Genomic DNA, 25,947 nt, shown 5'->3' with positions numbered 1-25,947 from the left:
AATTGGAAATTATCTCCCATTACCGATTAGCTCTGACCAGGAACCACTGCCAAGCGAGTAGAGCCGACAATCTGAGATAGATATGGAACTTCATCTTCCTAAAAGAATTCAAAAGAGTTGATCGTCTTGTGTCTTTAACGTGCCATCATGAATCATTCATTTAATTTTCAAGTTCAACTGCGCTCTTCTGGTGGATTCTGTTTGGATTGCCCATGGATCGGCCGGACGTTAATTGCGAGTGTATTATCTTTATGTGGATCGTTAGCGGGAGCAAGCACTGCACAAGCTCAATTTAATTCTCCTGTACAAATGGCCAATTTTGTCCAATCGGTTTTGGAGATTGAATTGGCTCGGGAAACGACTCTGCAAAATACTCAAGGATTGGTTCCCATAGGAAATAAACCCATTTTTGATTGTAATTTAGAGGCAGGGACTGTAAGTAATACAACGGGGATTTCTCAAGATATTATTAGTCATTTACAAAGCTTTTGTAGTCAGTCACAAACTGTTTTACAACAGCATAATTTATCTCCAGAAGAGTTTCATAAAATGAGGGTGATGTATGGTCAAAATCCCCAGCAGTATCCTCAAATTACTCAGTCGTTTCAACAATTGTGTCAAAATAACCGATATTCAGAATTACAGATCTGCCGTTAAGAGATTGAAATAGGCGATCTCTGATCGGATCAAGATCGCCTTCCAGAGATTATCTTCGAGGTAAATAAAAAATAGACATAAAACCCAAATTATGGGCAGGGGATACTTAACCTTTGGACAACCCATGGGGAGAATGCTAAAATTAACCCACTTCCGGATATCATCAGAAGTAAGCACCATTTCAGGCTGGAAGACCATCTGAAGTCTCAGAGAGTATCAAGGTGTAGTGCCAATCTACTGTAACCCTATTTCTAGCCTGGGAAGAGATCCGATCAGGGTTGAAATTCAAGATTCTACCTGCGATCGCGGCAGCAAAGGTTAAATTATGTCAGATAATCTGCCCCAAACCCCTTACAAAACCCATAAATCACCCCATAATCATGTTGATTTGCGGGTTCCCACCATTGTGGGCCTGCGACGAGGACTAATCGTTGCTTGGCTGAGAATTCTAGCCTTTCTGTGCTTAGATACAGTGATGATTGCCTTGGCTTGGAAGACGGCTAAGGTTATTGTTGAACGGGTTGATTGGTTAAAGCATGTTCCCTCTTTTCACTTATTAGCCTATACTCCAGAGCAACCTGGATTTTTGTTTCCGATTTTATGGATTACCCTAGGGATGATCGCAACAGGAGGATTATATGGCGATCGCCGCAATCGTCGCCAATTTAGCAATTTACTTAGAAGTATTACCTTCGCTCAAGGCGTTTTAATTGTTATTGCTTTTATCTATCAACCGGGTCTGATTATTTCCCGGTCAATGTTTTTTCTCTCCTGGTTATTCGTGATTTTATATGTCGGTATAGGACGGTTAATTGCTGAAGCTACCATTACCAATCTGCGTCGCCATGGTCGAGTCCCTCGGCGCATTTTTCTGATTGGAAATCCCAAAGATACCCTGATTGCCAAAATTGCCTTGAAATTAGATAGCAACAGAGAGTTTGCTATCGCTGGGCAACTGGATCTATCTCTACAGAAAACGACCAATCAGTGGTCTCATGTTCTGGAAGAAATTCAATCTCTTGATGTTGGAGAAGTGTTTTTCTGTTCATGGAATGTAGTGGGTAATATTATGCCCCTTTACTGGAGTTTGAAAAATGCGGGTATTGCGCTAAGAATTGTGCCGATTGGTCTAGAAGTTCCCCATCACAATCCCAAAATTGAAATGATTGGAGGAATGCCCAGTATTCAATTTCAGCCTCCAGGTTTATTGGGCAGTGATTTTTGGTTAAAGCGGGCATTTGATTTAGTCATATCTTCGCTGATTTTACTCTTAGGTAGCCCTCTGTTTATTGCTCTAGCGATCGCTATTAAACTGGACTCCCCTGGCCCAATCTTTTTTAAGCAAACTCGTATGGGTCTTAAAGGGAGACATTTTAAAGTCTGGAAATACCGCACTATGGTGGTTAATGCCGATGATTTGATGAAGGAACTGGAAGCCAAAAATGAAATTAAAGGTGGCGTTTTATTCAAAATGAAAGATGACCCCCGAATCACCAGAGTAGGTAAATTTTTACGGCGCTATAGCTTAGATGAACTACCACAAATTGTTAATGTTTTAATTGGAGAAATGAGTTTGGTAGGCCCCCGTCCTCTCCCCCTGCGTGATATTGAAGGATTTGCCGAACACCACTTTATGCGCCACAACGTTCTACCTGGAATCACTGGACTTTGGCAAGTTTCAGGGCGGTCAGATATCACAAACTTTGAAGATGCCTTTAAGTTGGATATGTCTTATATCAATAATTGGTCGTTAGCTCTTGATTTTGAAATTTTATTGAAAACGGTACAAGTGGTTTTAGGGCGCAGGGGAGCATATTAATTAACCATACCGTAATTCTTGTTCTGGAGGTGTTGTACTCTCTGGATCGAATTTACGCAAGCCCAAAATTTGTAAACTTAATAGCCAAACATAATAGGGATTCAGGAACACATAACGTCTCCAGAGTCGTTTGGGTTCTTGAATAAGGCGATAAAACCATTCTAAACCTACAGCTTGTAAAGAGGGTGGGGCTTGGGGTAAGAGTCCTGCATGGAAATCAAACGCTGCACCTACGGCTAAAAGGGGCATGGAAAGGCTATCACGGTATTCATAAGCCCACACTTCTTGGCGGGGGCATCCTAAACCGACTAAGGTAATGGCAGCTCCACTATCTTTTATGGTTTGGGCAATTGCCTGTTTTTCTTCTGTAGTCGTTTGCCGGAAGCGAGATGGCTGAGAGCCAGCGATTTTGAGCTGAGGATAGCGATCGCACAAATTCCGAGAAAAAGCACCTAAAACTTCTTGCCGCGACCCGTACAGGTAAATGGGTAGCCCCTCCTGAGCGGCTCGCTCGCATACCCTCAAGGTTAAATTCGGACCATATACTCGGTCGGATAATCCCGCTTTATGAACAAAATTCAGCGCCCAACGCACGGGTTGCCCATCAGGACAAATTAAATCCATATGATTGAGCCGGAAGCGGTGGGTGTTATCGAGAACTCCCGTCATCACTCCGTGAACAGCTAGGGCAGACACTGATAGTCCTTGTTTTTCTTTTGCGGCTTGGATAATTCGAGTAACGGCTCCCTCATAATCAATACTATTGATGAGAACGCCCAAAATATTCCGCTTTCCGGCATCAATCATTTAGATAGTCTCCTTTTCCCAGCGCTCTTGATTAAACTCGTAAATTTCCCGCAAGATTTGAGGGACATCATACTGGTGTTTCCAATTGGGATAATGGTGGGCAAATTTAGCATTATCACTAATCCACCAAATATGGTCGCCAATGCGGTTGGTTTCAGAATACGTCCAATTTAACGCTTTGCCCGTAATTTCCTGACAAATTTTAATCGCTTCGAGCATGGAACAGTTGCTATAGCGCCCGCCACCGGTATTGTAAACTTCGGCAACCCGTGGCGCGTGGAAGAAGGCATCAAAGGCGTTAATTAAGTCTGCACTATGGATATTATCCCGAACTTGCTTACCCTTATAGCCAAAGACGGTATAGGGTTTGCCAGTAACTGTACATTTCATCAAATATGCTAGAAACCCGTGCAGTTGGGTTCCGGAATGGTTAGGTCCAGTGAGACATCCGCCCCGAAAACAGGCTGTAGGAATCTGAAAATAGCGACCATATTCTTGCACCAACACATCGGCTGCGACTTTAGACGCACCAAATAAACTATGGGTAGTTTGGTCAATGGACATATCTTCCCGAATACCAGTGTGATAGGTATGTTCGGGGTCAATTTCCCATCGGGTTTCTTGTTCGATGAGAGGCAGACGGTTGGGAGTATCGCCGTAGACTTTGTTGGTAGAAGTGAAGATAAAGGGTGCTTGGGGCGCAAAGTCGCGGGTAGCTTGGAGTAAGTTGAGGGTTCCGTTCGCGTTTACGGTAAAGTCCATGTGGGGGTCGCGAGCAGCCCAGTCGTGGGAGGGTTGGGCGGCGGTATGGACAATGAGGGCAATATCTTTACTGTAGTCTTGGAAGAGTTTAGCGATCGCCTCTTGGTCGCGAATATCTAAATCTAAATGTTTGTATTGCTTCCCTAAAGAACTCTCTAATCTCTGGCGGTTCCAAGTGGTGGAGGCATCATCTCCAAAGAAGATCCGGCGCATATCATTGTCAATACCGACAATTTCTAAGCCTTTCTGGGCAAAGAATTTAGAGGCTTCGGAGCCGATTAAACCGGCAGAACCTGTAATAATTGCGATACTCATAAGTTACTCCTAGAGCGAATCTATGTAATGGGTTTATTTGGCCATGACTGAGTTTATGGCTTCTACAAATTTTGAGGCCACAAATTCTGGAGTCATACTCTCAATTCTTTTTCGAGATTGTATTCGCATCTGCTCTAAAGTTTCTGGGGAAGTAGAGAGTGCTCGGTCGATGGCCTGATAGATTTCTGAGGGGCGATCCGGTTGAAATACCCAACCCGTTTTTCCTTCTGTACATAATTCTTCGACGGCTTGAGATCCCAAACTCCCTAGAATGGGAAGTCCAGAGGCCATGGCTTCATTTACCACTTGCCCCCATTCATCAGCTAAGGTAGGAAAAACAAACATACCGGCTTGGGCATAAAGCTCTGGAAGTTGGTCATAAGCTATGTTACCGAAGAATTTGAGATGTAGGTTTTCGGGTACGGGTTGGGTTTCTAGAGGTGATCGCTCACTACCATCTCCGACTAACCAAAATTCCAGCGATCGCTCTGGATGATTTTCTGTCCATTTTATCAATTCTCCCAGAAACCGTTGCATATTTTTACGTTCAATTAACTGACCTACAAATAAAAGTCGATAGGCTTCTTTCTGGCTTTTTTCCAGTCGAACACCCGAAAAATTAGAAGTATCTGTAGATTGAAAAGCTCGAAAAATTTTTTCTAAAGGAATACCAAATCGGCGAATATATCTGGCTCCACTATCACCATTTACTACAATACCATCTGCTTGAGGGATCAGCCAACGGCGCAACATTTCCCGCAGTTTACCCCGGCCTTGTTCAGTAGACTCAGAACATTTAGCCCAGATAATAAACTTGGTTTTTTTTCTCCATTTGCAATACAGAGCTGCTTGCAGCGTTCGCATTCCCAGCTCGTGGGAAATGACAATATTTGGCTGGTAGCTTCCCAGCACCCAAAACGTATCATAGGGGACATGAACATATAAAGTTTCTGCGAACCCTTGGGGGTGATTCCAAGTGCGAATCAACGTAAATTTTCGTTGCACTTGAACCGTTAGATCTCCCCAATTTGACTGCCAAGGACGATTGGGTTCCATGGGAGTAGAAACAAAAATTTTTAAGTCCTGTAACTGGGCGGCAAGAGACTGATACAGGGGTAGCCGGTAGGGGGCGATAAAGTGGGTAAGAAAAGCAACTCTTTGACTCATAATAGCCCTAATTTTAAGCATTTACACGATTGCTTGTATTGCTCAAAGCAGTCCTAATCAATTATTTTTTGCTCAATTTAAAAACAGAAGACAATAAGAATCTGCGATAGGGTAGAACTGAGTAAATCGGCCACAGAATTCCCCCATGGCGTTTCATTAACAGTTTCCATTCTTCCCAGGGCTGTAGTGTAACACTCTCTAGAGCCAATCCTTTGGGTCGATTAATATTTTTTAATCCTTGTTCCCAGGTGGGAATGCTTCCAGGAGCCGGTTTGGGGTTGCGAGCACAAGTTCCTTGGTATCCAGGAGCTACCCAGATGCTACACCCCTTTTGTTTCGCCCGTAAGCCATAATCCCAGTCTCCAGCATAATGGGTTAAGTGAGGATCGAGATTACCGACTGCCTCAACTACACTTCTTGGAATGAGGACAAAGTTACCACACATTAAATCGCATGGTTGTGGCTCTGATTGAGGAACGACTTTTTTGCATTTGAAGGGAGGATAAAACCAGCCTAGTTGTCGATAACCTCCATAGGTCCACTCTTGGCTTTCAGGGTCTTGAGTAGAACCAGTAACGATTGCCTTTTCTTGCTGTTGAGCTGCTAATTGTTGATGAGTGGTCAATAGGGTTTCTAGCGCTGAGGGATATAGTACGGTATCATCATTGAGCCAGAGATAATAATCGGGCTTGTCTTTCATCGCTTCGGTAAAGGCCAGTCGCATCCCTCCATTCCAAAATAGGCTACCATTTCCTTTAAAGATCTTCACTTGCGGATAAGTCGCAGCGATCGCCTCTGAAGTGCCATCCGTACTTCCATCATCAACCAAATAGACCTCTAGAGAAAATCCAGGTGGTAGATCTTGATGTAATAAGTTTTGTAAACTCTCTAAGGTTTTTGCTTTACGATTATGGCAACTGAGAAGGGCTGCAATGGTTTGATTACTCATAACTAATTGACCATTACTGTTGCTATTGTTGTAGATTTGATGATATCATAGGCTCTAAACAAACGGCGATCACTTTTTCTGGCTCTTGCTTTTTCTATCTCCAGTCATCCTCAAGCCAACCCTAAGATTTGTACAATTTGGGAGTGAATTCGATGATCGATGATTTTGGGATTATTATTGCCTGCTGCGATCAGGATTATTATTTAGTTAAAGGATGTTGCGCCTCTATTCGCCATTTTTTAGGAGATGTTCCCATCTGCTTAATCATTGATGGCGATTTTTCGGTAGACTCCCTCAAAAGTGCCTACGGTATTCAAACAATTACCCCCAAAACCGTACAGTCTGATGTGCTGAGAAAACGTAGCTTTGGTTGGGGAATCACTAAAATGATTGCCTTCTGGGAAAGTCCTTGGGAGAAGTTCCTATTTCTCGATTCAGATACCCTGATTTGGGGAGATGTCCTTAAGTATGGGAACTTCGATGATTTTGATCTGATCATAGATAAGCCAAATTATACTTACTCTGATGATGCAATCGACCAATACTTTTTCCATGTTAAGAATTTAGAACAGCACTTCCCTACCTTTGACTGGCAGAAACATCGATCCGACTACTTTTGTACCGGAACTTATTTTGCTCGACGGAATGTGTTTTCCTTAGAGCAATATACAGAAATGTTAGATTTTGTGGAAGAATATCCCGATGTGTTTTCCTTTGGTGGTGAAATGAGTTTCTTGAATTTGATGATTTTTCAGGGTGCAGATGAAGGAAAATTACGGTTAAATCAAGTGGATATGCAACTGCTCGGTCAGGATTTTAGTGTTGAAGAAATGAAAAGTAGATTCCCAATCGCTAAAACTGGACCAGTCGTGCAAAATGACGATGCTTATGTGATCCATTGGGCGGGTCCTAAACCTTGGTTATTCACTTCAAAAACCTATTCAGATCCCATGACGTTCTTTCGGGAGCAGTTTGCCAATTTAGAATATGGTGTTTCTGGTACTCAAGCGAAGGCATGGCTATTTTTAGAAGATCAGTACAGTCTGGTTCTAAAATATAACAAAAAGATTAGGAGAAAGCTAAAAAAGTGGATCTCGGTTTGATGCTTATTTCCTACCAGTAAGATTCAGAGAATTTATGAAAATTTGGGTGCAGCGTCTCCTCTCAATCTTAAAACCTTACCTACGATGGTTGATTGTGGGAGTAGCATTGTTTTTCCTAGTGAAAGCATTCAAAGACCATTGGCAGGAAGTGCTGGCGATCCGTATCAGTGGGTGGGGATGGATAAGTTTGGCGATCGCCCTTCTGATAACGATCGCCGCTCATATTTGGTCGGGCTGGATCTGGGGATGGATTTTAGCCGAGTTTAACCAACGAGTTAAAGCGCTTTGGAGTATTCAAACCTACTTAATTACTAATATTGGTAAATATTTGCCGGGTAATGTCTGGCATTTCTATGGTCGCATTCGAGCCGCTCAAAGTATTGATGTTCCGCAGGTGATCGCCATCCTCAGCACCCTAATGGAACCCCTACTGATGGCAGCATCCGCTTTGATTCTAGCCGCAGGTACGAGTCTCCAAACTCGAGGACTACTGCAAGGGGTAACTTTAGTTATCGTCTTGATAGGCGTTCATCCTCGGATATTGAATCCTATGCTGACTTTTCTTTCTAAAAAGAAAGCTAAAGGAGGCCTGGCAGCTCAGGATCAAACCTCAGCGCAGTTAAAACGTTATCCCTTAAAACCCTTATTGGGTGAAATGGGATTTCTATTGATTCGAGGCCTAGGGTTTTTATTTGCCCTGGCAGCCCTATCAACCATAGAAATGGCTCAAGTGCCCCAACTCTTAAGTGCGTTTAGTTGTGCCTGGTTGCTCGGTTTAGTGATTCCTGGCGCACCCGGAGGTCTGGGCGTTTTTGAAGCCACAGCGATCGCCCTCTTGGATGGAGTCTATCCATCAGCGATTATCCTTAGTGGAGTCGCTTTATATCGGGTAATTAGTGTATTATCCGAGGCGATCGGCGCTCTACTCGCCTGGCTTTATCAAGCCTTCAATTCTGGTGACTTTCTCAAAGTCGATTGAATGAAGCACTTGAGGCGATCGCTATTAAGATCATTTTAGTGCTATTGTCCTTAAACTGTCCTAAGATCGCTGAATCGATGAATGCCTGCCAATCTACTGAACTCCTTGATGTCCCTAAACCAGATATTTCCATAGTTGTTCCAATTTATAACGAAGTCGAAAGTTTACCTTTACTGGTAGAGGCGATCGCCAAAAGTCTGATCTCCACCCAACATACCTACGAACTAATCTGTGTTGACGATGGTTCAACCGATGGTTCCACAGAACTCTTAACTGAATTGGCCCAAAATACTCCCCATCTCAAAGGCCTAATCTTACGTCGCAATTATGGCCAAACCCCAGCTATGGCTGCTGGTTTCAAATATGCCCAAGGCAATATTGTCATTACCCTTGATGCTGACCTGCAAAATGACCCTGCTGATATTCCCTTACTCTTGGAAACCCTTGAACAGGGCTACGATCTGGTCAGTGGTTGGCGCAAAAATCGCCAAGATCATGCCATCACGCGGCTTCTCCCCTCAAAAATTGCCAATTGGATCATTGGCACAGTCACCGGAGTAAAGCTCCATGACTATGGCTGTTCCCTCAAAGCCTATCGTGCTGAACTGGTGGCTGATATGAACCTCTATGGGGAACTGCACCGCTTTTTACCCGCTCTAGCCTTTATTGAAGGAGCCAGAATTACTGAAATCCCAGTGCATCATTATTCTCGGCAGTATGGCAAAAGTAAATATGGCCTGGGCCGCACCTTCCGAGTCTTGATGGATTTGCTCACAGTTTGGTTTATGAAGAAATTCCTCACCCGGCCCATGCATATTTTTGGCTCTATGGGCTTGCTGTCCATGCTTCTGGGGTTTGGGTTGGGCATCTACCTCACGATTCTGAAGTTGGGTTTTGGTGCAGATATTGGTAATCGTCCTCTGCTGATTCTAGGAGTAGTCCTCCTACTGACTGGGATACAGCTCTTCTGTTTTGGACTCCTGGGAGAATTACTGATGCGAGTCTACCATGAATCTCAAGACCGCCCCATCTATAGAGTGCGGGCGATTGTTGGCCAATCCTAACTTCTGGCTATCTAGGTCAACAGAAGAAGACTCTTAGCAGTTTTGATACCACAGGAGCTTTACCCTATCTTCATAAAGTTAGCTCCGGGAATCTCCTGAAATATTACCTCCGTATTTTCTCCGCTTCGCCGAATATTCAAGAAATAATTTAGTAGATTTTCCAATGTCAAAACCTCTGCCAAGCCGTAGATTGGGGATATAGACAAAATCGTTCTAGGACAAGAGAGCAGACATGAACAGCACAGTTAAGGCGATCGCCCTCGGAGCAGCAACCACAGTTGCAGGACTCTTTTCTCTAACCCCCTCCGCTTCAGCATTCACTTTCAGCGGCCCAGCGCCCACGATTCATCACGATACAGAAACCCCTGAGTTCCATCAACAGTTTCAACAATACTTTCAAGAAGAAAGAGTCAAACTAGATAACGCCAATCTGTATGAGTTTGACCCTGATAGCCTTTTCCTCAAATATGACCATGAAGTCAAAGTACACTTCATCAATGAAGGGGCAAGATACAGAAATCAGTTATCTTATGAAGCCACCGGCACAACCAACAGAGAGGGTCTAGTTTTCGGCGATATCTCCTCCACTGAAAGTCGTGTCCGGGAAGATGATGGCGCTCTACTATTAGGAGATTGGGTCAGCCTTGGAACTATTCAGGCTGGAAGCCAACTCGATTTTGCCCTGAGAGCTGATGGCTACTGCTTAGATAATCCACAAAATACCAACTGCCATCAAACGGTGACTAGAGCAAGTGGCGAAAAAGTTGATTTTACTAATCACGTTTGGGATAATGACTATACTTTCAGCACTCGTAAAGAAGAAAACCCCGATGATTTACAGCATGTTGTTTCTTATGTCCTCGACGACCGCTATATCCTGATGGGATGGGAAGATATTCTCCGGGGTGGCGATATGGACTACAATGATGTGTTCTTCGTTGTAGATATTGGTGAAGGTAACGCAAAACACATGGCTGCCGTACCTGAGCCAGCTTCTACCTTGGGATTGATGGCTCTTGGTCTTACCGGTTTATTCAACCTCCGTCGCCGTTCATCCTAGTCTCTTATTTCTAGTCTTGGGGTAGTATTGAGGAGGTTACTTCTCCCCTAAAAGCCTTAATTTATAGATACATTCTCAAAATACCCAAACATTCTCTACTAAACAGTATTAGAGAATGTTTTTGGTTTATTTAGCCATATTAGCCACAACACCCAGGATAGAGCTACCGGAAATATTAGACTCTTCTAATGCTTTTTGGATAACAGCTCGATTCGTATTTTTAAGGCGAACCACTAACAACATGCCATCCGCGTGACTCCCAATCAGATGAGCATCTGCCAACCCAACTAAAGGAGGCGTGTCATAGATAACTAAGTCAAAAAAGCCATTGAGCTGCCCCATTAAGTAGGGCATTTTCTGGGAAGATAATAATCGAATAGGGTCAGGAGAGAGATGACCAGCGCTGAGGAACAGTAAATTTTCTTGAGTGGGTGAAGTTTGAATCACCTCATTGAGACTTAAATAGTCAGTAATGATATCGCTAAGTCCTCGTCTATTGTCTAAACCCAGCAGGTTATGTAGTTTTGGAGATCGTAAGTTAGCATCAACTAAGAGCACCCGTTGCCCCATAGAGGCAGCGGTATGGGCAAGATTAAGGGCAACTGTTGATTTTCCATCGTTAGAACTCGCGGATGTGACCACTAGGGATCGGATGGGTTGACTTTTGGCCATCAGGGCAATATTACTGTAGAGCGATCGAAAGGATTCAATGAAGGGAGCGCTATACTCTGGTTGGATCACCCGTGGCGGAAGTTCTACCGATAGAGATCGCTTTAGGGATGGAATTTTCAACAGAGACCGTTCTTTGTGTTGTAAAGTAGTGGCTAATGGAATAGATCCCAATAGCTTCAGAGGAAAGGATGACTTGATTTCTTCAGGAGTATGCAAGACGGGAATAGAAATTTCGACTAAAAAACCAACCCCAATACTTAATAGGGTACTGACAACGACCAATAGAGCTAATTTTTTCTTAGTGTCGCTTTCTGCTCTGGAAACTGGCTCTCCATTGAAGTCAGTCATAATTTTGGGCGGATCGATAATTTGCCAAGGACTTTGAATTTGAGCTTCATCAATTTTCAGGGTTTCAAGTTTGGCTAATAGCTCTTTGTAGTGATCGATAGCGAAGGTTAGTTCTCGTTGGAGTCTATCGTATTGTCGTGTCGCCGATGGCCAAATATTTATTTTTTCTTCAATCATTTGTTCTCCCTTGATGAGAGTCTCTAACTTATCTTGCAAACCTTGAACTTCATTTTGTGCATCTATCATCAGGGCTTCTGCTTCTTTGCGAACTTGCTGCATTAATGCTTCGCGCTGTTCTTTTAGGATAAGTATGGGGATACTATTCTCATTGAGTCGGCTTGCCGCCGCAGCAATATCAGCATCGAGTTGTTGAAGATTCTTAAGTAAGGTTAAATAGATACTCCCGGAGTTGCTAGTATTGAGCAAATAAAAATAATTTCCTTGGTCAAATTGGTCTTTGATTCCTTTAGCGATCACTTGTTGTTGATTCAATTGGGCTTCTATTCTGATCCGTTCGGCTGTAATATCTCGTTGAGCGATCGCCATTTGTAGTCCCTGGGATGGTGGATCGATTAGATCGTAGTCTTCTCTGAGGGATTGAATCCGATCTTCTAATATTTTTACTCTAGTCACTTGTTCGGGAAGCTGAGATTCAATAAAGTTTATACCTTCTTGAGTATTGGCCATCCGTTCTTCAATACTGTAATCGGTATACCCTTGAGAAAGAATATCCAGAACAAACTCAATTTTCTCTATATCTGAGCTAAGATAGCCAACTCGAACTAGGGACGTGCCTTCTGTTTTCGCATCTTTTTCGTAGGTTACCCGTGTCGTCGATAGATTACTCATTAACCCACCATAGGTCATGTTAGGATACTTGGTATTGATTTGTTCTAATAGAGGAGTAATCAGCTTCGGACTCGTCAGCACGCGGATTAAACTTTCATAATCGACAAGACTAATATCTAATCGGCCTTGTTTAGTGATATCTTCTAGATCTTGAGACAGTAGAGAGAGTTGAGCAACTCTAGATTCTGCGGTCACAGGTTCGACAAGCAAACGAAATGAGCCTTCATAAATGGGAATGACCTCGCGAGACTGTTGAATAATCAAAGTTCCCATTACAGCAGTCATCCCAGCAAAAACCATGCCCATGATTGGAAAGCGACGGGTAAATACTGATAGAACCCAGTTAAAATCAAAGCCGGACTCTTCTTTATCATTGACATTAGTGTTCAAGACTTTCAGGTCTGGATTGAAGGAATTGGGGGAATAATCTGATGATTCAGTGAGGTTCATAGAGAGTGGCTTTGAGAAACAATACCAGGGTAATGCCTATGGATGAGGTTAATTGTCTGGATTCCCAATATATCCTAATGCTTCTAGGGTATTAAAAATACCACGAATGGGTTCTGTCAATTCTAATACTCCATCCACAGTGTCAACTAAGTCTAGGAATTTGGCCAAGTGAGAGCGGCTAACAATAATGATATCTCCATTTTTCAAGGGAGGGTTAGTATCATAATTGAGATCTGCTCCTAAATCTACTGGAATTTGCCGTTTGATGATGCTTCCATCCGGATTAACACTCACTAAGTCAACTGAGGTCTGGCGTACGCGACGGTCAATAAAGCTATCTGACGAGAGTAAAGCTTGATTCATAGGAGTATTTAACGGAACTTCTAGCTCTCTAGTAATGCCAATTCTTGAAAATTTTTCACCGACAATAAAGACTCGTATCTTGCTGGGAGCTAAACTACTCTGACCTAGGGCGATCGCGTCCTCTAAATCCACGGTTTCTACAGATGGAATTCTAATAATGTCTCCGTTCTGGAGAATCGTGTTTTGATAGATTTTCTCTCCTTGTAAAAACGCCCAAAGATCGATATTGAGGATCAGGGGTGACCCCCTTTTGGTTTGTCGGTAAATTTGAATTCGTCGCAAATCTGCCGTTCGTTTAATTCCTCCTGCTCGTCGAATAGCCCAACTCACAGTGGGTAAACCACCTGGTCGCAGTTGAGCACGAGTGTCACCCCCAATCAGAACATATTCTCCGGGGTTTACCACTTCTCCCAGAATGCTAACGTTCCGAGGCTGGTCAGAGGGAGTGGCAAAGCTAACGGTTGCGAGTTGGAGAATTTCTGAGAGGTCAGTTTCGTTTTGAGTGGGAACAAATATTTTGTCTCCATCTTGGAGGATAACATTTGCGTTACTTCCAACATTATCCAGCCAATCTAGGACATTGATTTTGATGATCTGTTTTTGGTTATTGGGAAGGAGGCGATGCACCTGAATTTGGCTAATATCAGCAGCTAGAGTGATCCCTCCTGCAGCCTGCAATACCTCTGGGATAGTAGGATAGCGAAATCGGGGGATTGCTCCTCGACCGAGATCTAGGTCAATGGGATAAATGCCGGGATTGTTTACTTCTCCTGTAGCAGTGATAGCAACTGGCCGAACTTGCGTCAAAGTCACAGTGGTCAGAGGATACTTGAGTATAGGCGTATATAGGTCTTCTATTTTTTCTCGAAGTTGTTCTAGACTAAGATTAAGTACAGAAATTGCTTTCACCCACGGGAGATCTATAGTGCCATCAGGCCCGATCAGGTATTCTCCACCGTATTCGGGAAATTCTAAGATATCAATTTGAATGCGATCGCCAACTCCCAAACGATAAATGGGTTCATATGTAGTAAATGGGGAAGATGATTGAGCTAGGGGTTGGAAGAATTGTTCAAGTTCCTCTGCTCTATATCCCTCCGAGTGGCGATGAGACCAAAATTGATTAACCTGTGCTTGAGCAATCATGACCGGTTGTAAAATGAGAAGAAGAGAGTATCCACCGTATTTGAATAATTGTACTATTTTTTTTGTATAGTATCCTATGATGATCATAATTTTTTACTGAATTAGGGTCGATACCGTCTATATTATTGATTATAATTATAGCTCAACAGAAAGTTATTATGTAAAAAATGAAAGAACTCATTCTAGATCCTCTTTTGCTTTTGCCAATTTTTGTATGCTTTACAATTTATTTTGTATTATTTTTGTACTGGACTGACTACTCCTTTTTTCAAAAAAAAATCATTTATTTGTTTAGCGTGATATTGATTCTTGTATTGTGTGACTTCACTCTTTATCCCCTTTCAATTTTGCGGCCTGTTCAGCTTATGAACAAGGACTTAGGGCCCATTCAGCTACTTATTAATTTATCTTATTATAGCTTTTCTGTATTATTCCTTAGGCATTGGTTTAAAAAAATAGATATTGCAATTATATCATTGTTCAATAATATATTTCTGGGAATATTTTTGTGTATTTCATTGCTGTCAATAGTTTGGTCTGAAACACCTGTTTATGCATTGAAATATTCATTAATGATGATGCAGATAACCCTTCTTGCAGCTCAAATTGCAACAGAATACAGTTGGTCCGAAATTATCAGTCTCTTACGATGGAGTACCAGCATAATATCAGCCCTTAGTTGCTTTTATGCCTTAACTCAGCCTTCAATCGGAGTAATGTTTAAGGGATGGAAAGGAGTAATGTCACACCCAAATAGATTGGGTGTTGTCCTGGCACTTAATATAACCCTTTGGTTGTTTCATGCCATGCATCATAAGAATCAGCGAGCAATCGCAGTGGGTATTATTGGTCTCTCTCTCTATGTGCGAGAAAATACCAATTCTCAAACCAGTTTAATTGTCATTATCCTCTTAATGATGTTACTTGGAGCATTAAAAGTTTTAAGAACACTGCCATATAAACAGGCTTTTGTCGGCGTGTTAAGTTTTATGCTAGTAGGCACTTGTTTAGCGTTTATTATTCTTGAAAATTGGAATAATCTTTTGGTTTCTCTAGATAAAGATCCAACATTAACGGGTCGAACGATTGTTTGGCCACAAATTATTGAACGGGGAATGGATCGACCGTTTTTTGGACATGGAAATCACAGTTTCTGGCAAGACTGGCGCGGAGAAGATAACCCAGCCTATGGTATTGTCTCTGATAATGGATGGGTTCCTCCCCATGCTCACAATGGTTTTTTAGAACTATTCTTAGATTTTGGATTCGTGGGACTGCTATTATTTCTTTTTTCTTTTTTGGTGACCATATCTATGACTGTTCAATATATGATTTCTAGTCCTGTGCCTGAAGCACTTTTACCTCCACTGATTCTAACCTGGATAATCATTCCAAATATCACAGTAAGTAGTCTTTTTACACCTAGCTTGATGTGGTTTATTTATGTAGTAATTAACGTTAGAGTCAGCCGAGACCTTGGAAATCAGAATTAAAATTTGTCTCTTCAGAGAGAGAAAATAAACGATGGCTATAACGGAACAGATGCTTGTCCTAAGCTACTAATAAATGTTGTTCAAAAACATTACGATCCCTAAAATAAATTACTTAATATCCAACTAATTTATTTTTAAGATTTCTTAAGCAATCCCGAGGAATAGAAATACACTGAACTATGTTTCCATAGATTTTGTTGTAAGATTGAAATTCACTTAAATCTTTTTTAAATGAATATTCTTCATCAATTATCTCTTGTTCAATTTTTCCCCTTACAAATTCATAAAGTTTCATATCTAAGTCGTTGAATTGCGCGATCGCAGAATAGCAATCATCACTAATTTCTTGCCGATCAAGTCTTATATTAGAAACATTTCGTTTAACATAGTAACATTTTTTCCAATTCATTTTTTTCTTCATTATTAATAATGATTCATCAAACTTTTCTTGAATACCAATAACTGCAAAATATTGATCGATATTATGTTTTGCTTGTTCTAACAACTCAGGGTAACACTCCCCAAAATTCACTTCTTTATAGCCAGATAATCTACCAACAGAGACTCCAGATAGCCGCCGCGTTTGACCATTATCCATATCAGTAAATAAACCATCACAAACAAAATCTTTAAGACTAATCTGGTTAGAATTAACGTATTCATGAAGATGGTGACGAGGATCGCGCAGAACAAAATAATAAGTAGATATTGCACGATCAATTGGATGCCGCAACATAGTAATATATGTAGCTGGTTTTCCAATGGACTCATGCAAGCCAAAGTTCATATGTCCTTTAACAACTTGTATTCTTTTTTTCTCTAAAGTAGACCAATTTTTGAATCCATCAATATGTTTTTGAGGGTTGACACCATGAATGGTAAAAACTTCATTGGCAGAATATTGTTTTTCTATGATTTTATGCAATGTACTACCTGCCGTCTTGGGAATATGCAGAAAAAAAAGCACGCTCTCAGAAGTGTGTTCAAGAGTTTTGTTAGTCATCTTTAGAAATATGGTATACAATGGGTTACTATTAAGTATACTCGAAATCATTATATCTTGGCAAATATATTAAGCTTTTTAAAGTTAAGGTAACCTTCCTTGATAAATTATTTTGGAAACAAAAAAACTGTATACTGGTGACATCTATTTTCTTCCTGTTGGAAGAAAATAGAGAGTATAATAGTTAAAATTCAAGAGCTATGTTAAGATTGTAGATTATTAATTTACGCAAACTAGATCGCCATAAAAATTTTCAATAACTCATGAACCTAAAAAAACAAACTATTAAAGGGGTTATATGGTCAGCCATTGAAAAATTGGGCAACCAAGTTGTTTCATTTATTGTATTTTTTGCCCTAGCTCGTTTGCTAGAACCTGAATCTTTTGGTTTAATTGCGTTAGCGGATGTTTTTCTAGCATTTATGCAAGTTTTTACGGATCAAGGTTTTACTCAAGCTATTGTGCAATGTAAAACCCTAGATTCCGAACATCTGGATACAGCTTTTTGGATTAATTTAGGAATTAGTATTAGTCTTACAGGGTTAAGTTTTGCTGGAGCTGATTGGATTGCTGTGACTTTCCAACAACCGGATATAGCACCGATTATTCGTTGGCTGTCTATTGCATTTATGTTGTCAGCTCTTAACAGCATTCAGCAGGCAATCTTTACTCGTAATTTTTTGTTTAAAGAGCTATCTTTACGCTCTTTAGTTGCTCAAGTAGCTGGTGGAATAATAGGGGTAACCATGGCAATCATGGGCTGGGGAGTATGGAGCTTAGTTGGACAGCGATTAGTTAATCAAATAGTTGGAGTTTTAGTGTTATGGTGGGTGAGTGATTGGAAACCTGGCTTAAAAGTTTCTAAACGACACTTTCAAGAGCTATTTAGTTTTGGAGTGAATATTTTAGGGGTTAAAGTTCTAGGATTTTTTAATAAACGAGCAGATGATTTTTTGATTGGATATTTTTTGGGCCCAGTGACTTTAGGATATTATGCAATCGCCTATCGTCTGTTGCGTACTGTAACTATTCTGATCACGACTATGACCCAAGTGGCGCTTCCTGCTTTTTCCAAGCTTCAATCAGAACCAGAAAAGCTACGTCAAGGTTTATATAAAGGGACCCAATTTACAGCTCTTATTTCTTTTCCTATATTTTGTGGACTATCTAGTTTAGCACCAGAACTCATACCTGTCATGTTTGGTTTCCAATGGACAGCAAGTATACCCGTCATGCAAATTTTAATGCTTATTGGTATTGTTCATGCTTTAGGCAGTATTAACACTAATATTATCCTAGCTTTGGGAAAACCAAACTGGGCTTTAAAAGTTAACTTCCTCAATGCAGTAACTAATGTTACTGCATTTACCATTGTTGTTCCATGGGGGATTGTCGCTGTTGCAACAGCTTTTGTAGTTCGTGGGTATCTAATTCCTTTACCCACCTTGATTTTGATGGTTAAAAAGTTACTTAATATCGACATGAAAACTTACTTGAATCAACTGATAGGTCCATGGGTTGCTACACTAATTATGGTAATCATTATTCTGGTTAGTAAAGTAACTCTATATCCTTATTTAAATCACTATTCAATTTTAGCAATTTGTTTAATTATTGCACCTATTACGTATACTCTGGCTATACGAATATTGTGCCCTAAATTATTCAAACAAATTCTGGATTTGACTAGATCTTTTAAATCTAATAAAATGGATGATTGACCAACAAAAATGTTTTGGTCGATATTGATTTAATATGGTAAACTTAAATAGTTTAGGCTTTTTTTTAGTTAAGTGCCAGTTATTGCTATCAATTAATCATAGAAATAATGAGGAGCGATCTGATGGATATGTCCCCTACTCGATCTGTTTTTTTGGGAGGTTGTCCTCGTTCTGGAACAACTCTTCTCCAAAGTCTCCTGGGAACTCATCCAAAAATTGCATCTTTTCCTGAATCCCATTTATTCCGGAAATTACGCATTCCTTACTGGAGTCGTTTACTAGGTCTAGCTTCATCAAATGGTAAGGCTCAATTAAACTGGTTTTTAGAAGAAATTGGACAATCTGAATTTCAATCAAAACTACCTTCACAACCCTGGTTTATCAGTCAATATGTTACCGTCTTTAAGAACGCACTTGATCGAGCCACTCAGGAACAAGGAAAATCTATTTGGTTAGAGAAGTCTCCAGAAAATATTCGCTATATCCAACTGTTTGAACATTTACTTCCTGGCGCTAAATTTATTCATTTAATTCGTAATGGTGCCGATGTCGTAGCTTCCTTATATGATGTTTCTCGTAAACATCAGCGTCAAGATATTTGGGGAGATCCTTGGGATATTGATAAATGTGTTGGGACTTGGATTGATTCGGTGAAGTTTTCTAGTTCTCATTTACATAAGTCTAATCATGTTCTAATTCGCTATGAAAAATTGGTGAATGATTCAGAGCAGACTTTAATCCACTTATGCCAATTCTTAGGGTTAGAATTTGATCCGGTTATGTTAACTGCTTATGGGGAAACAGCTAAACAAGTAGTGCGACCTGATGAAACTTGGAAAATGGCGGTAGCTGCTCCTATTAAAAATGCCAATGGTAAGAAATTTTATGAACTATTTGATCGGCAACAACAAGAGTATATTTTAGATCGTTTATCCACTATAAATGTATACGAGCTAGAATTAAAAAATCAAAAAGCTATTGATCAGGCGGTAAAATTGTAAATGGTGTATTGCGAAATCCTTTTGGCCAACGAAAAATGACCTCTGAATTTCCTAGTTCTCGAATTACTTTTCGTCCGATTCGCTTTAGCCCTGATGGTAAAGCTGCAATAATTTTTAGATAGCGTAATCCTTGAAGATATAAAGAGTGATCTGATAAGTTCCGTTCATAGCACCGTTTCCAGACTTGAAAGGCCTCGCTATTTTCCTCAGCATAAATATAGCCATCTGCTAATCCAAAATAGCGTTTTCTAAGAATCATTTTTCGCTCAGAAGTGAGTAACTGAGATGCTTTTAGCCTTTCATGAGCTAACTCTAGCAGTTTTTCTCTGCAAACGAGATATTCTCCAGCAACAGATTGAGAACCAATAGTTTTGCCGTGAGGTTTCCGCCAATAGCAATCCGGGGGCTGAAATCGCTTATAATTCAGGTTAAGAATTAAGGCTCGCAAATGCTGATCCCAATCTTGTCCGGTAATCAGGGTCTCATCCCATGGGCCTAATTTTTTTAGTGCTTCTCTTCTCCAAATTGGACTGGTGGTTTGCCAAGGCAGATCTTGAGAAAGAAAGCGATTGATGTCATCTTCACCAGTATCTCCGTTCCACAATAAGGTTAAATCTCCAGGTGTATCTTGAAATAAGATACAGCCAAAAATACCAAAATCTAATTCTGGGTGTTGTTGCATTTTGGTAAAACGATTTCCTAGGGTACTAGGGGCAAGACAATCATCTGAATCGAGAAAAATAATGTAATTTCCGTGAGAAAGTTCAACACCTTGATTCCGACCAGCAGGAGCACCAGAACGTGAGGGTTCTAATTGGGAGTAATGAATTCTTGGGTCTCGATTGGCTAAAGCCGTTACATAACTTTTTGTGGCATCTGTTGAGGCATCATCAATCACCCAAACTTCCCAATTTGTAAAAGTTTGTTTTTGAACCGATGCCAGGGTTTGAATTAAGAGTTGATGACGGTTGAAGGTTGGAATAATAATAGAAATATCTGGAGAGTTCGACATAGTGCTGATAAAGGAGAGTTAGAAGAGTTTGGTACAATATTATTATATTCAAATTGGCACTAAGTTAGGTAAAGTTTTATGGTAAAAGTCTTGCATTTGGCTAATTCTGATGGGGGTGGAGCAGGTCGGGCGACTTATCGATCGCATCAAGCCTTACGTCGTTTGAGGGTAGACTCTCAGTTGTTGGTGCAATATAAGGTCAATGATGATTCTTCAGTAAAAACTGATGGCGGAATAATAGGTAAGGTACTTTCCAAGTTGAAGGTGAAGGAACAGTTAGATGCCGTGCCATTGAAACGGTATCCTGAACGCGATCGCACAGATTTTTCAGCACAGTGGATGATTGATGGCATAATACCAAAAGTCGAAGCATTTGACCCTGATATCATTAATCTCCACTGGATTTGTAAAGGCTTTCTTAAAATTGAAACCTTAGCGCAGTTTAAACAACCTGTAGTATGGACACTTGACGATATGTGGGCATTTACAGGAGGATGCAACTACACTCAAACTTGCGATCGCTACAAAGACTCTTGTGGAGAATGTTTGTTTCTACACAGTAAGCAGCAAGATGATTTATCTCATTGGGTGTGGAAGCGTAAAGCACAAGCCTGGAAAAATCTCGATCTGACTATCGTAACGCCATCAACTTGGTTAGCTGATTGCGCTCGCTTAAGTTCTCTGTTTAAAGAGCGACGCATAGAGGTAATTCCTTACGGTCTGGATACACAAATCTATAAACCGATTGATCAAAAGGTAGCCCGGCAATTACTGAATTTACCCCAAGACAAACAATTGGTTTTGTTTGGGGCATTGTATCCTAATAGCGATCGCCGTAAAGGGTTTCATCTCCTACAACCGGCTTTGCAACGTCTCAGTCAGTCGAGTTGGAAAGACCAGATAGAATTGGTTATTTTTGGTGCATCCCGACCTGATAATCCCGTTGATGTGGGATTTAAATCTCACTATCTTGGTCGCCTACATGATGATATTTCTCTAGTCACTGCTTATAGTGCTGCTGATGTGATGATTGTACCCTCACTTCAGGAAGCTTTTGGGCAGACGGCTTCTGAATCTCTGGCTTGTGGTACTCCAGTAGTTGCTTTTAGCGATACTGGATTAAAAGATATTGTCGAACATCAAAAAACGGGCTATTTAGCACAAGCTTATGAGATTGAAGATTTAGCCACTGGCATTTCCTGGGTGCTAGAAAATCAAGAGCGCCACAAAAAATTACGAGGTTATTGTCGGGAAAAAGCAGAGCGGGAATTTACCTTAGAGCAAGTGGGTCATAATTATCTTCATCTTTTTGAAGATATTCTCCAAAGTCACCATAAGGAATAGCGATAAGGGTCATCACCTAACTCAAAATCGGTGCGATAGTCCGGGTGATAAAATTCATTCAGGACAGGCTCTGATAAATGAGTTTTTTGTGGGGGTTTCTGGAGATTTTCAAAAATTAAACGATCGCTCCAGAAACTAGCCCCTAAATTAGCTAAAATTTGGCTCGTGGCTCTGGTTTGCCGCCAGCGTGTATAGCGAAAATAGGTGAATTTATCGGCATCTAGACCTGCGGGATTCAATTGAGAAAATAGGGCTACCCCTTTCCCGACTTGAATTCGACTGAATAAACCGTTACTACCGATGTCTCCCCCTGATACAATCAAGGGGGTTGAGTAGTTGGTTCGCGATCGCAAATCTGACGCACTTACACCTCGTGTCTCTTCCCAGGAAGGCACTTGTAACGATCCAGAGAATTGCTGTTCATGACTGAATTTAACACCTAAAACTGTTGGTGAGGCTTCTGTTCTGGAGAGAAAAAATAACCGTCCCCCTTGATGGAGATACTCTCGGATCGCTCCATCTTCAAGATGGACTTGAGAACCGATAATGGCTAACTCTGTTTCTGAAGTTAATTTCTGCGATCGCCGATATATGACTCCCAATTTATCTAACTGAGCAGCTTCAGCATCACTCCCGATAAAAATCACGTTCTTTGCTTTGGCAGACAAGGGAACTGTAGCGGCATAGGCGATCGCCCGATCTAAGATGATTCTAGCGGCTGGATCGGACTTTCCGCGCTCCTCAAAATCCAACGTCGTTATAATTAACCGACCTTGACCATAATCCAACTCCATCAAGGGAGTATAGGCTAAATCAAACTCCGATTGCAAAATTGGTCGCCAAGAACTGCGATGGGGTTTTTCGATGGGGGCACTACTAACGACTCCACGGTTCCCCCAATGCCATCCATACCACGGCAACTCACGGGGAGGACTGCGTTTCACCTCACCTCTAGTGGTGTCTGGATAAGCCGCTGTGAGGGTACTTTCCCCTCTCCAGTCGCGCAGATCTAACTCATCAAGTCCCTGAACAACAGGATGTTTAGAGTTGACGGGAAATACTCGACGACTGAGATGGGGAGCCACTCGAAACCCCAGAGTTCCATGTATCCACTCTGGATCTTGTGCGAAAATGAACGCTCTACCTCCATTTTTAACAAAGGTTTCTAACTGAGCTAATCGTTGTTTCAAGGTTCTGTCTCTCCATCCTCGTTTTTTGGATAAGGTTTCTCTGGCGATCGCCACTAAACCATCCGTCTGTGATCCATCCCAAGGGATAACCGGATAACCCAGTTTTTCCAGCAGTGCGGTGGTTTTGCCAACCGGATCGAGGATGGCGATTGCTGGTAAATTCTTCCGAGTTGGATAGGGAAACACGCGAAAATCAAAGGAATCTTGATGTTGATATTCTCCAATCTTTGCCGTCAGAGCGATCTCTCCCTCAACTTTTTGATTGACAGAAGGCAAAGAAACATCTATAGGAAAAAAGAGCGTCTTTGCGGAGTCAATTTGTCCTTCTTGATGTCCTGTTGCTGCGATCGCTCCCTCAATTTTTACCTCCCACTGAACCGAAAACTCTTGACTCTGGCGCATATCATTAATCAATACCACCTGTTTCTTTAGAGTTTCTTCCTGCCAATAACTGCGATCTTTTGCTACCCAATCACCCGATTCTCCAGCGATCCAAGCTAAAGTGGGCCCGTTATTCTCCAACAGCGCTTCTGCTCCAGGATAAATCGTAAACTCTGGAGCTTGTAAATAATTCAGAAATCTTCGCGGAACTTGCTCTAAATAAACCCCTCGCAGCCCCAGGGTAAATGAACCCAAAGCAACTGGTTTTTCTCCCTCCTCAGACTCTTGCCATCCATGACCATCATTCCAGGGAATCATCCCTCCTGTGATGCCCCAAGTTCGCCAACTGCGCCAAGTTTGCCGACTAAACAGAGATTGCAGTTGTTGAAAAGCGGGAGCAAAATCCAACTCTGGAGCAGAATGCCAGCTTTCATACTCTTGGTCTTTCAGGAGCATTTGGGGAATTTTGGATCGATATTCTGGCGTTTCTAATTGGTAAGCTTCTTCTCCTAAATAAATCGCTGTATATTCAGTCATCAAGGGTTCAAATCGGGAGCCTTCCAGTAAGCCATATTTTCCCCGCATCATCGCCCCATGCAGAGGAGTTCCAAATTCTACCACCATATAAGGCATATCACCCTGTTCTGCCCAGTGAGAAATCCATTCTTCCCGCTCTTGGAGAGGAATTAAATTGAGATAAGAATTAAGGGCATACACATCACCGATCGCCCCTCCATTATGGACTAGAACCGGCCGAGTCGGATCATAAAACTTAATAGTAGCCACCATATCTTCTCCTGGCTTTTTCCGCGATCGCCAGCGTTTATCCCAAACTTCTCCTAATGTTCCTGTCACTTCTTTTTTTCCAATTCTTAGAGGGTTCTGATCGTCTCCCTTTGGGGCAAAAAAATTAGGGGTAGTTGCCCACATCAAAATTGAAGGATGATTGCGATATCGCCGCAACTCATTAACCATCCGTGGTTCCCATTTCACTTTTCCCTTAGCATAAGGCCATCGAAAAAGATATCCTTTTCTCCCAGCATCCAAAGCAGGAGCCATAATAGGAAATCCTTTTAGATCTGCCCGTTCAGAAAACAACTCGCGGAAATGCCATCTTCCTCGTTTATCATGATTCCAGGGCCACAGTTCAGCTATATTATATCCTGCCCATTGATACCCCTCAATCATCCGATCCATGACTTTAGGAATACCCACTTGCCAAGCATTCCACATATCTTCATGGTAAATTGGACGAAGACGTATTTCTGTCCCATTTAAGTAAAATTTACCTCCTTCAATCCAGAATTCTCGAAAGCCAAAGGATTGATCGTAGGTATCTTCAATCCCTGTTCCTTTAACTTTTAACTGTAGAGTGTATAAATTCGGTCTTTCTACATCCCACAATCGAGGATTTTGCCAATTCCAGACTAAATTAAGGGTTTGAACAGCTTGTCCTTTAATATTCTTTTTTGCTGTAAACTCTTGTTCTATCTTACCTTGTTCGTCGACCATTATTGCCGCAATTTCCACTGAACCTGATTGAGTAATATCAGTGAGTTCAAATTCTACTTGTACCTGTTTTTTACGAGTTGAAGGTTTGACAAAGACATCGCTGATAAACCCGCCTTGGGGAATACTGAGCAACCGTACTTCTCCAATTAATCCACGAGAGGCTAAACGACTTTCTTCTTTAGCATTATTTTCAGGTTCTGGAGTGGCATTGACTAAAAGGGTCAAGTTATTCTCTTCTCCAGGATTAACTAATGAAGTGATATCCACAGTACCATAGGGCCAATTCACTTCACCACAAGCTTGCTGATTGACATATAACTTTGCGTCTGTACTCACTCGTTCTAAACTAACAAGAATTCTGCGTCCCTCCCACTCTTGAGGAATATCAATTCGGTGTTGATACCAAGCCCGATCTAAGGTTTTGCCGTTATACCCTTCCCACACTGCTCCAGTGCCACGGGAGAGCAAACTGGGGACTAATTTGGCATTTTCCAGCCGCCAGTCACCGGGAACGCGAATTTTGCCCCAATTACTTTGGGGGGGAGTGGTAGAGGTCGCGATCGCCGGTTGAAAATCCCAGACCCCATTCAGGTATAGTTGAGCACTATTTTCCGGAACTTCAGTCAGTGCTGGATAACGGGTAATCTGGAGCGTCCTACAAGCTGAAGAGTAGTCTGCTTGGGAAGGAAAACCCCAATGACTCATACAACTCCAGGTAATGCAGGCAATGCAGAATAGACCTAAAAATTGCACTAACTTTTTATTCATAACCCATAAAAT

19 protein-coding genes are annotated in these 25,947 nt (G+C 41.5%); 10 read left to right on the top strand and 9 right to left on the bottom strand.

Annotated elements, in window-relative coordinates; translation table 11 throughout:
• Positions 1–147 precede the first annotated feature (147 nt).
• Both AC3A14_RS08770 and AC3A14_RS08765 read left to right on the top strand, forming a co-directional pair.
• Entirely contained in the window at positions 148–657 is a 510-nt protein-coding gene (locus tag AC3A14_RS08770) for a DUF4168 domain-containing protein (protein WP_318699249.1), read from the top strand.
• Between the two features lie 325 nt (positions 658–982).
• The gene (locus tag AC3A14_RS08765; protein ID WP_318732792.1) at positions 983–2,476 is read left to right on the top strand and encodes a sugar transferase; all 1,494 of its coding nucleotides are present in this window, start codon (positions 983–985) and stop codon (positions 2,474–2,476) included.
• Here AC3A14_RS08765 and AC3A14_RS08760 read toward each other — a convergent pair whose 3' ends face one another.
• Genes AC3A14_RS08760 through AC3A14_RS08745 form a run of 4 tightly spaced genes read right to left on the bottom strand, consistent with a single transcriptional unit; the run spans position 2,477 to position 6,476 of the window.
• A complete protein-coding gene (locus tag AC3A14_RS08760; protein ID WP_318699247.1) occupies positions 2,477–3,283 on the bottom strand; it encodes a WecB/TagA/CpsF family glycosyltransferase in 807 nt (268 codons plus the stop codon).
• Entirely contained in the window at positions 3,284–4,360 is a 1,077-nt protein-coding gene (locus AC3A14_RS08755) for an NAD-dependent epimerase/dehydratase family protein (protein ID WP_487778977.1), read from the bottom strand.
• Between the two features lie 33 nt (positions 4,361–4,393).
• A complete protein-coding gene (locus AC3A14_RS08750) occupies positions 4,394–5,548 on the bottom strand; it encodes a glycosyltransferase family 4 protein (protein WP_487778976.1) in 1,155 nt (384 codons plus the stop codon).
• A 40-nt stretch (positions 5,549–5,588) separates the two neighbouring features.
• Positions 5,589–6,476: a glycosyltransferase family 2 protein gene (locus tag AC3A14_RS08745; protein WP_487778975.1), complete on the bottom strand. Its 888-nt coding sequence runs from the start codon at positions 6,474–6,476 to the stop codon at positions 5,589–5,591.
• Positions 6,477–6,628: 152 nt separating this feature from the next.
• Here AC3A14_RS08745 and AC3A14_RS08740 point away from each other — a divergent pair, with 152 nt between their 5' ends.
• The 4 genes from AC3A14_RS08740 to AC3A14_RS08725 all read left to right on the top strand — a co-directional run bounded on the left by AC3A14_RS08740 (position 6,629) and on the right by AC3A14_RS08725 (position 10,682).
• The gene (locus AC3A14_RS08740; RefSeq protein ID WP_487778974.1) at positions 6,629–7,579 is read left to right on the top strand and encodes a glycosyltransferase family protein; all 951 of its coding nucleotides are present in this window, start codon (positions 6,629–6,631) and stop codon (positions 7,577–7,579) included.
• A 34-nt stretch (positions 7,580–7,613) separates the two neighbouring features.
• Positions 7,614–8,558 carry a UPF0104 family protein gene (locus AC3A14_RS08735; protein ID WP_487778973.1) on the top strand — a complete coding sequence of 315 codons (945 nt, stop codon included), beginning with the start codon at positions 7,614–7,616 and terminating at the stop codon, positions 8,556–8,558.
• 77 nt (positions 8,559–8,635) lie between these two features.
• On the top strand, positions 8,636–9,622 hold the full coding sequence (locus tag AC3A14_RS08730) for a glycosyltransferase family 2 protein (protein WP_413039070.1): 987 nt from the start codon (positions 8,636–8,638) through the stop codon (positions 9,620–9,622).
• Between the two features lie 232 nt (positions 9,623–9,854).
• Positions 9,855–10,682, top strand: a complete 828-nt coding sequence (locus AC3A14_RS08725; protein WP_487778972.1) for a DUF4114 domain-containing protein — start codon at positions 9,855–9,857, stop codon at positions 10,680–10,682.
• Positions 10,683–10,808: 126 nt separating this feature from the next.
• On the opposite strand, the gene AC3A14_RS08720 is transcribed toward AC3A14_RS08725, so the two are convergent.
• A complete protein-coding gene (locus tag AC3A14_RS08720) occupies positions 10,809–13,001 on the bottom strand; it encodes a GumC family protein (protein ID WP_487778971.1) in 2,193 nt (730 codons plus the stop codon).
• Positions 13,002–13,049: 48 nt separating this feature from the next.
• Positions 13,050–14,510: a polysaccharide biosynthesis/export family protein gene (locus AC3A14_RS08715; protein WP_487778970.1), complete on the bottom strand. Its 1,461-nt coding sequence runs from the start codon at positions 14,508–14,510 to the stop codon at positions 13,050–13,052.
• A 167-nt stretch (positions 14,511–14,677) separates the two neighbouring features.
• Here AC3A14_RS08715 and AC3A14_RS08710 point away from each other — a divergent pair, with 167 nt between their 5' ends.
• Positions 14,678–16,003, top strand: a complete 1,326-nt coding sequence (locus AC3A14_RS08710; RefSeq protein ID WP_487778969.1) for an O-antigen ligase family protein — start codon at positions 14,678–14,680, stop codon at positions 16,001–16,003.
• 112 nt (positions 16,004–16,115) lie between these two features.
• Here AC3A14_RS08710 and AC3A14_RS08705 read toward each other — a convergent pair whose 3' ends face one another.
• Positions 16,116–17,006, bottom strand: coding sequence for a sulfotransferase family 2 domain-containing protein (locus tag AC3A14_RS08705; protein WP_487778968.1), 891 nt, complete (start codon positions 17,004–17,006; stop codon positions 16,116–16,118).
• Positions 17,007–17,269: 263 nt separating this feature from the next.
• On the opposite strand from AC3A14_RS08705, the gene AC3A14_RS08700 reads away from it, so the two are divergent.
• Positions 17,270–18,727, top strand: a complete 1,458-nt coding sequence (locus AC3A14_RS08700; RefSeq protein ID WP_487778967.1) for an MOP flippase family protein — start codon at positions 17,270–17,272, stop codon at positions 18,725–18,727.
• A gap of 122 nt (positions 18,728–18,849) precedes the next feature.
• A complete protein-coding gene (locus AC3A14_RS08695) occupies positions 18,850–19,728 on the top strand; it encodes a sulfotransferase family protein (protein ID WP_487778966.1) in 879 nt (292 codons plus the stop codon).
• Here the strand turns inward: AC3A14_RS08695 and AC3A14_RS08690 are convergent.
• Positions 19,703–20,740, bottom strand: a complete 1,038-nt coding sequence (locus tag AC3A14_RS08690) for a glycosyltransferase family 2 protein (RefSeq protein ID WP_487778965.1) — start codon at positions 20,738–20,740, stop codon at positions 19,703–19,705. The two genes, AC3A14_RS08695 and AC3A14_RS08690, sit on opposite strands and share 26 nt — an antisense overlap.
• A 78-nt stretch (positions 20,741–20,818) precedes the next feature.
• On the opposite strand from AC3A14_RS08690, the gene AC3A14_RS08685 reads away from it, so the two are divergent.
• The gene (locus AC3A14_RS08685) at positions 20,819–22,084 is read left to right on the top strand and encodes a glycosyltransferase family 4 protein (protein WP_487778964.1); all 1,266 of its coding nucleotides are present in this window, start codon (positions 20,819–20,821) and stop codon (positions 22,082–22,084) included.
• Here AC3A14_RS08685 and AC3A14_RS08680 read toward each other — a convergent pair.
• A complete protein-coding gene (locus tag AC3A14_RS08680) occupies positions 22,069–25,935 on the bottom strand; it encodes a glycoside hydrolase family 2 protein (protein ID WP_487778963.1) in 3,867 nt (1,288 codons plus the stop codon). The two genes, AC3A14_RS08685 and AC3A14_RS08680, sit on opposite strands and share 16 nt — an antisense overlap.
• Positions 25,936–25,947 lie beyond the last annotated feature (12 nt).

This window comes from Roseofilum sp., from assembly GCF_982964205.1.
The sequence above is the reverse complement of the archived record's forward strand: the minus strand, read 5'-3'. Positions and strand labels throughout refer to the sequence as shown.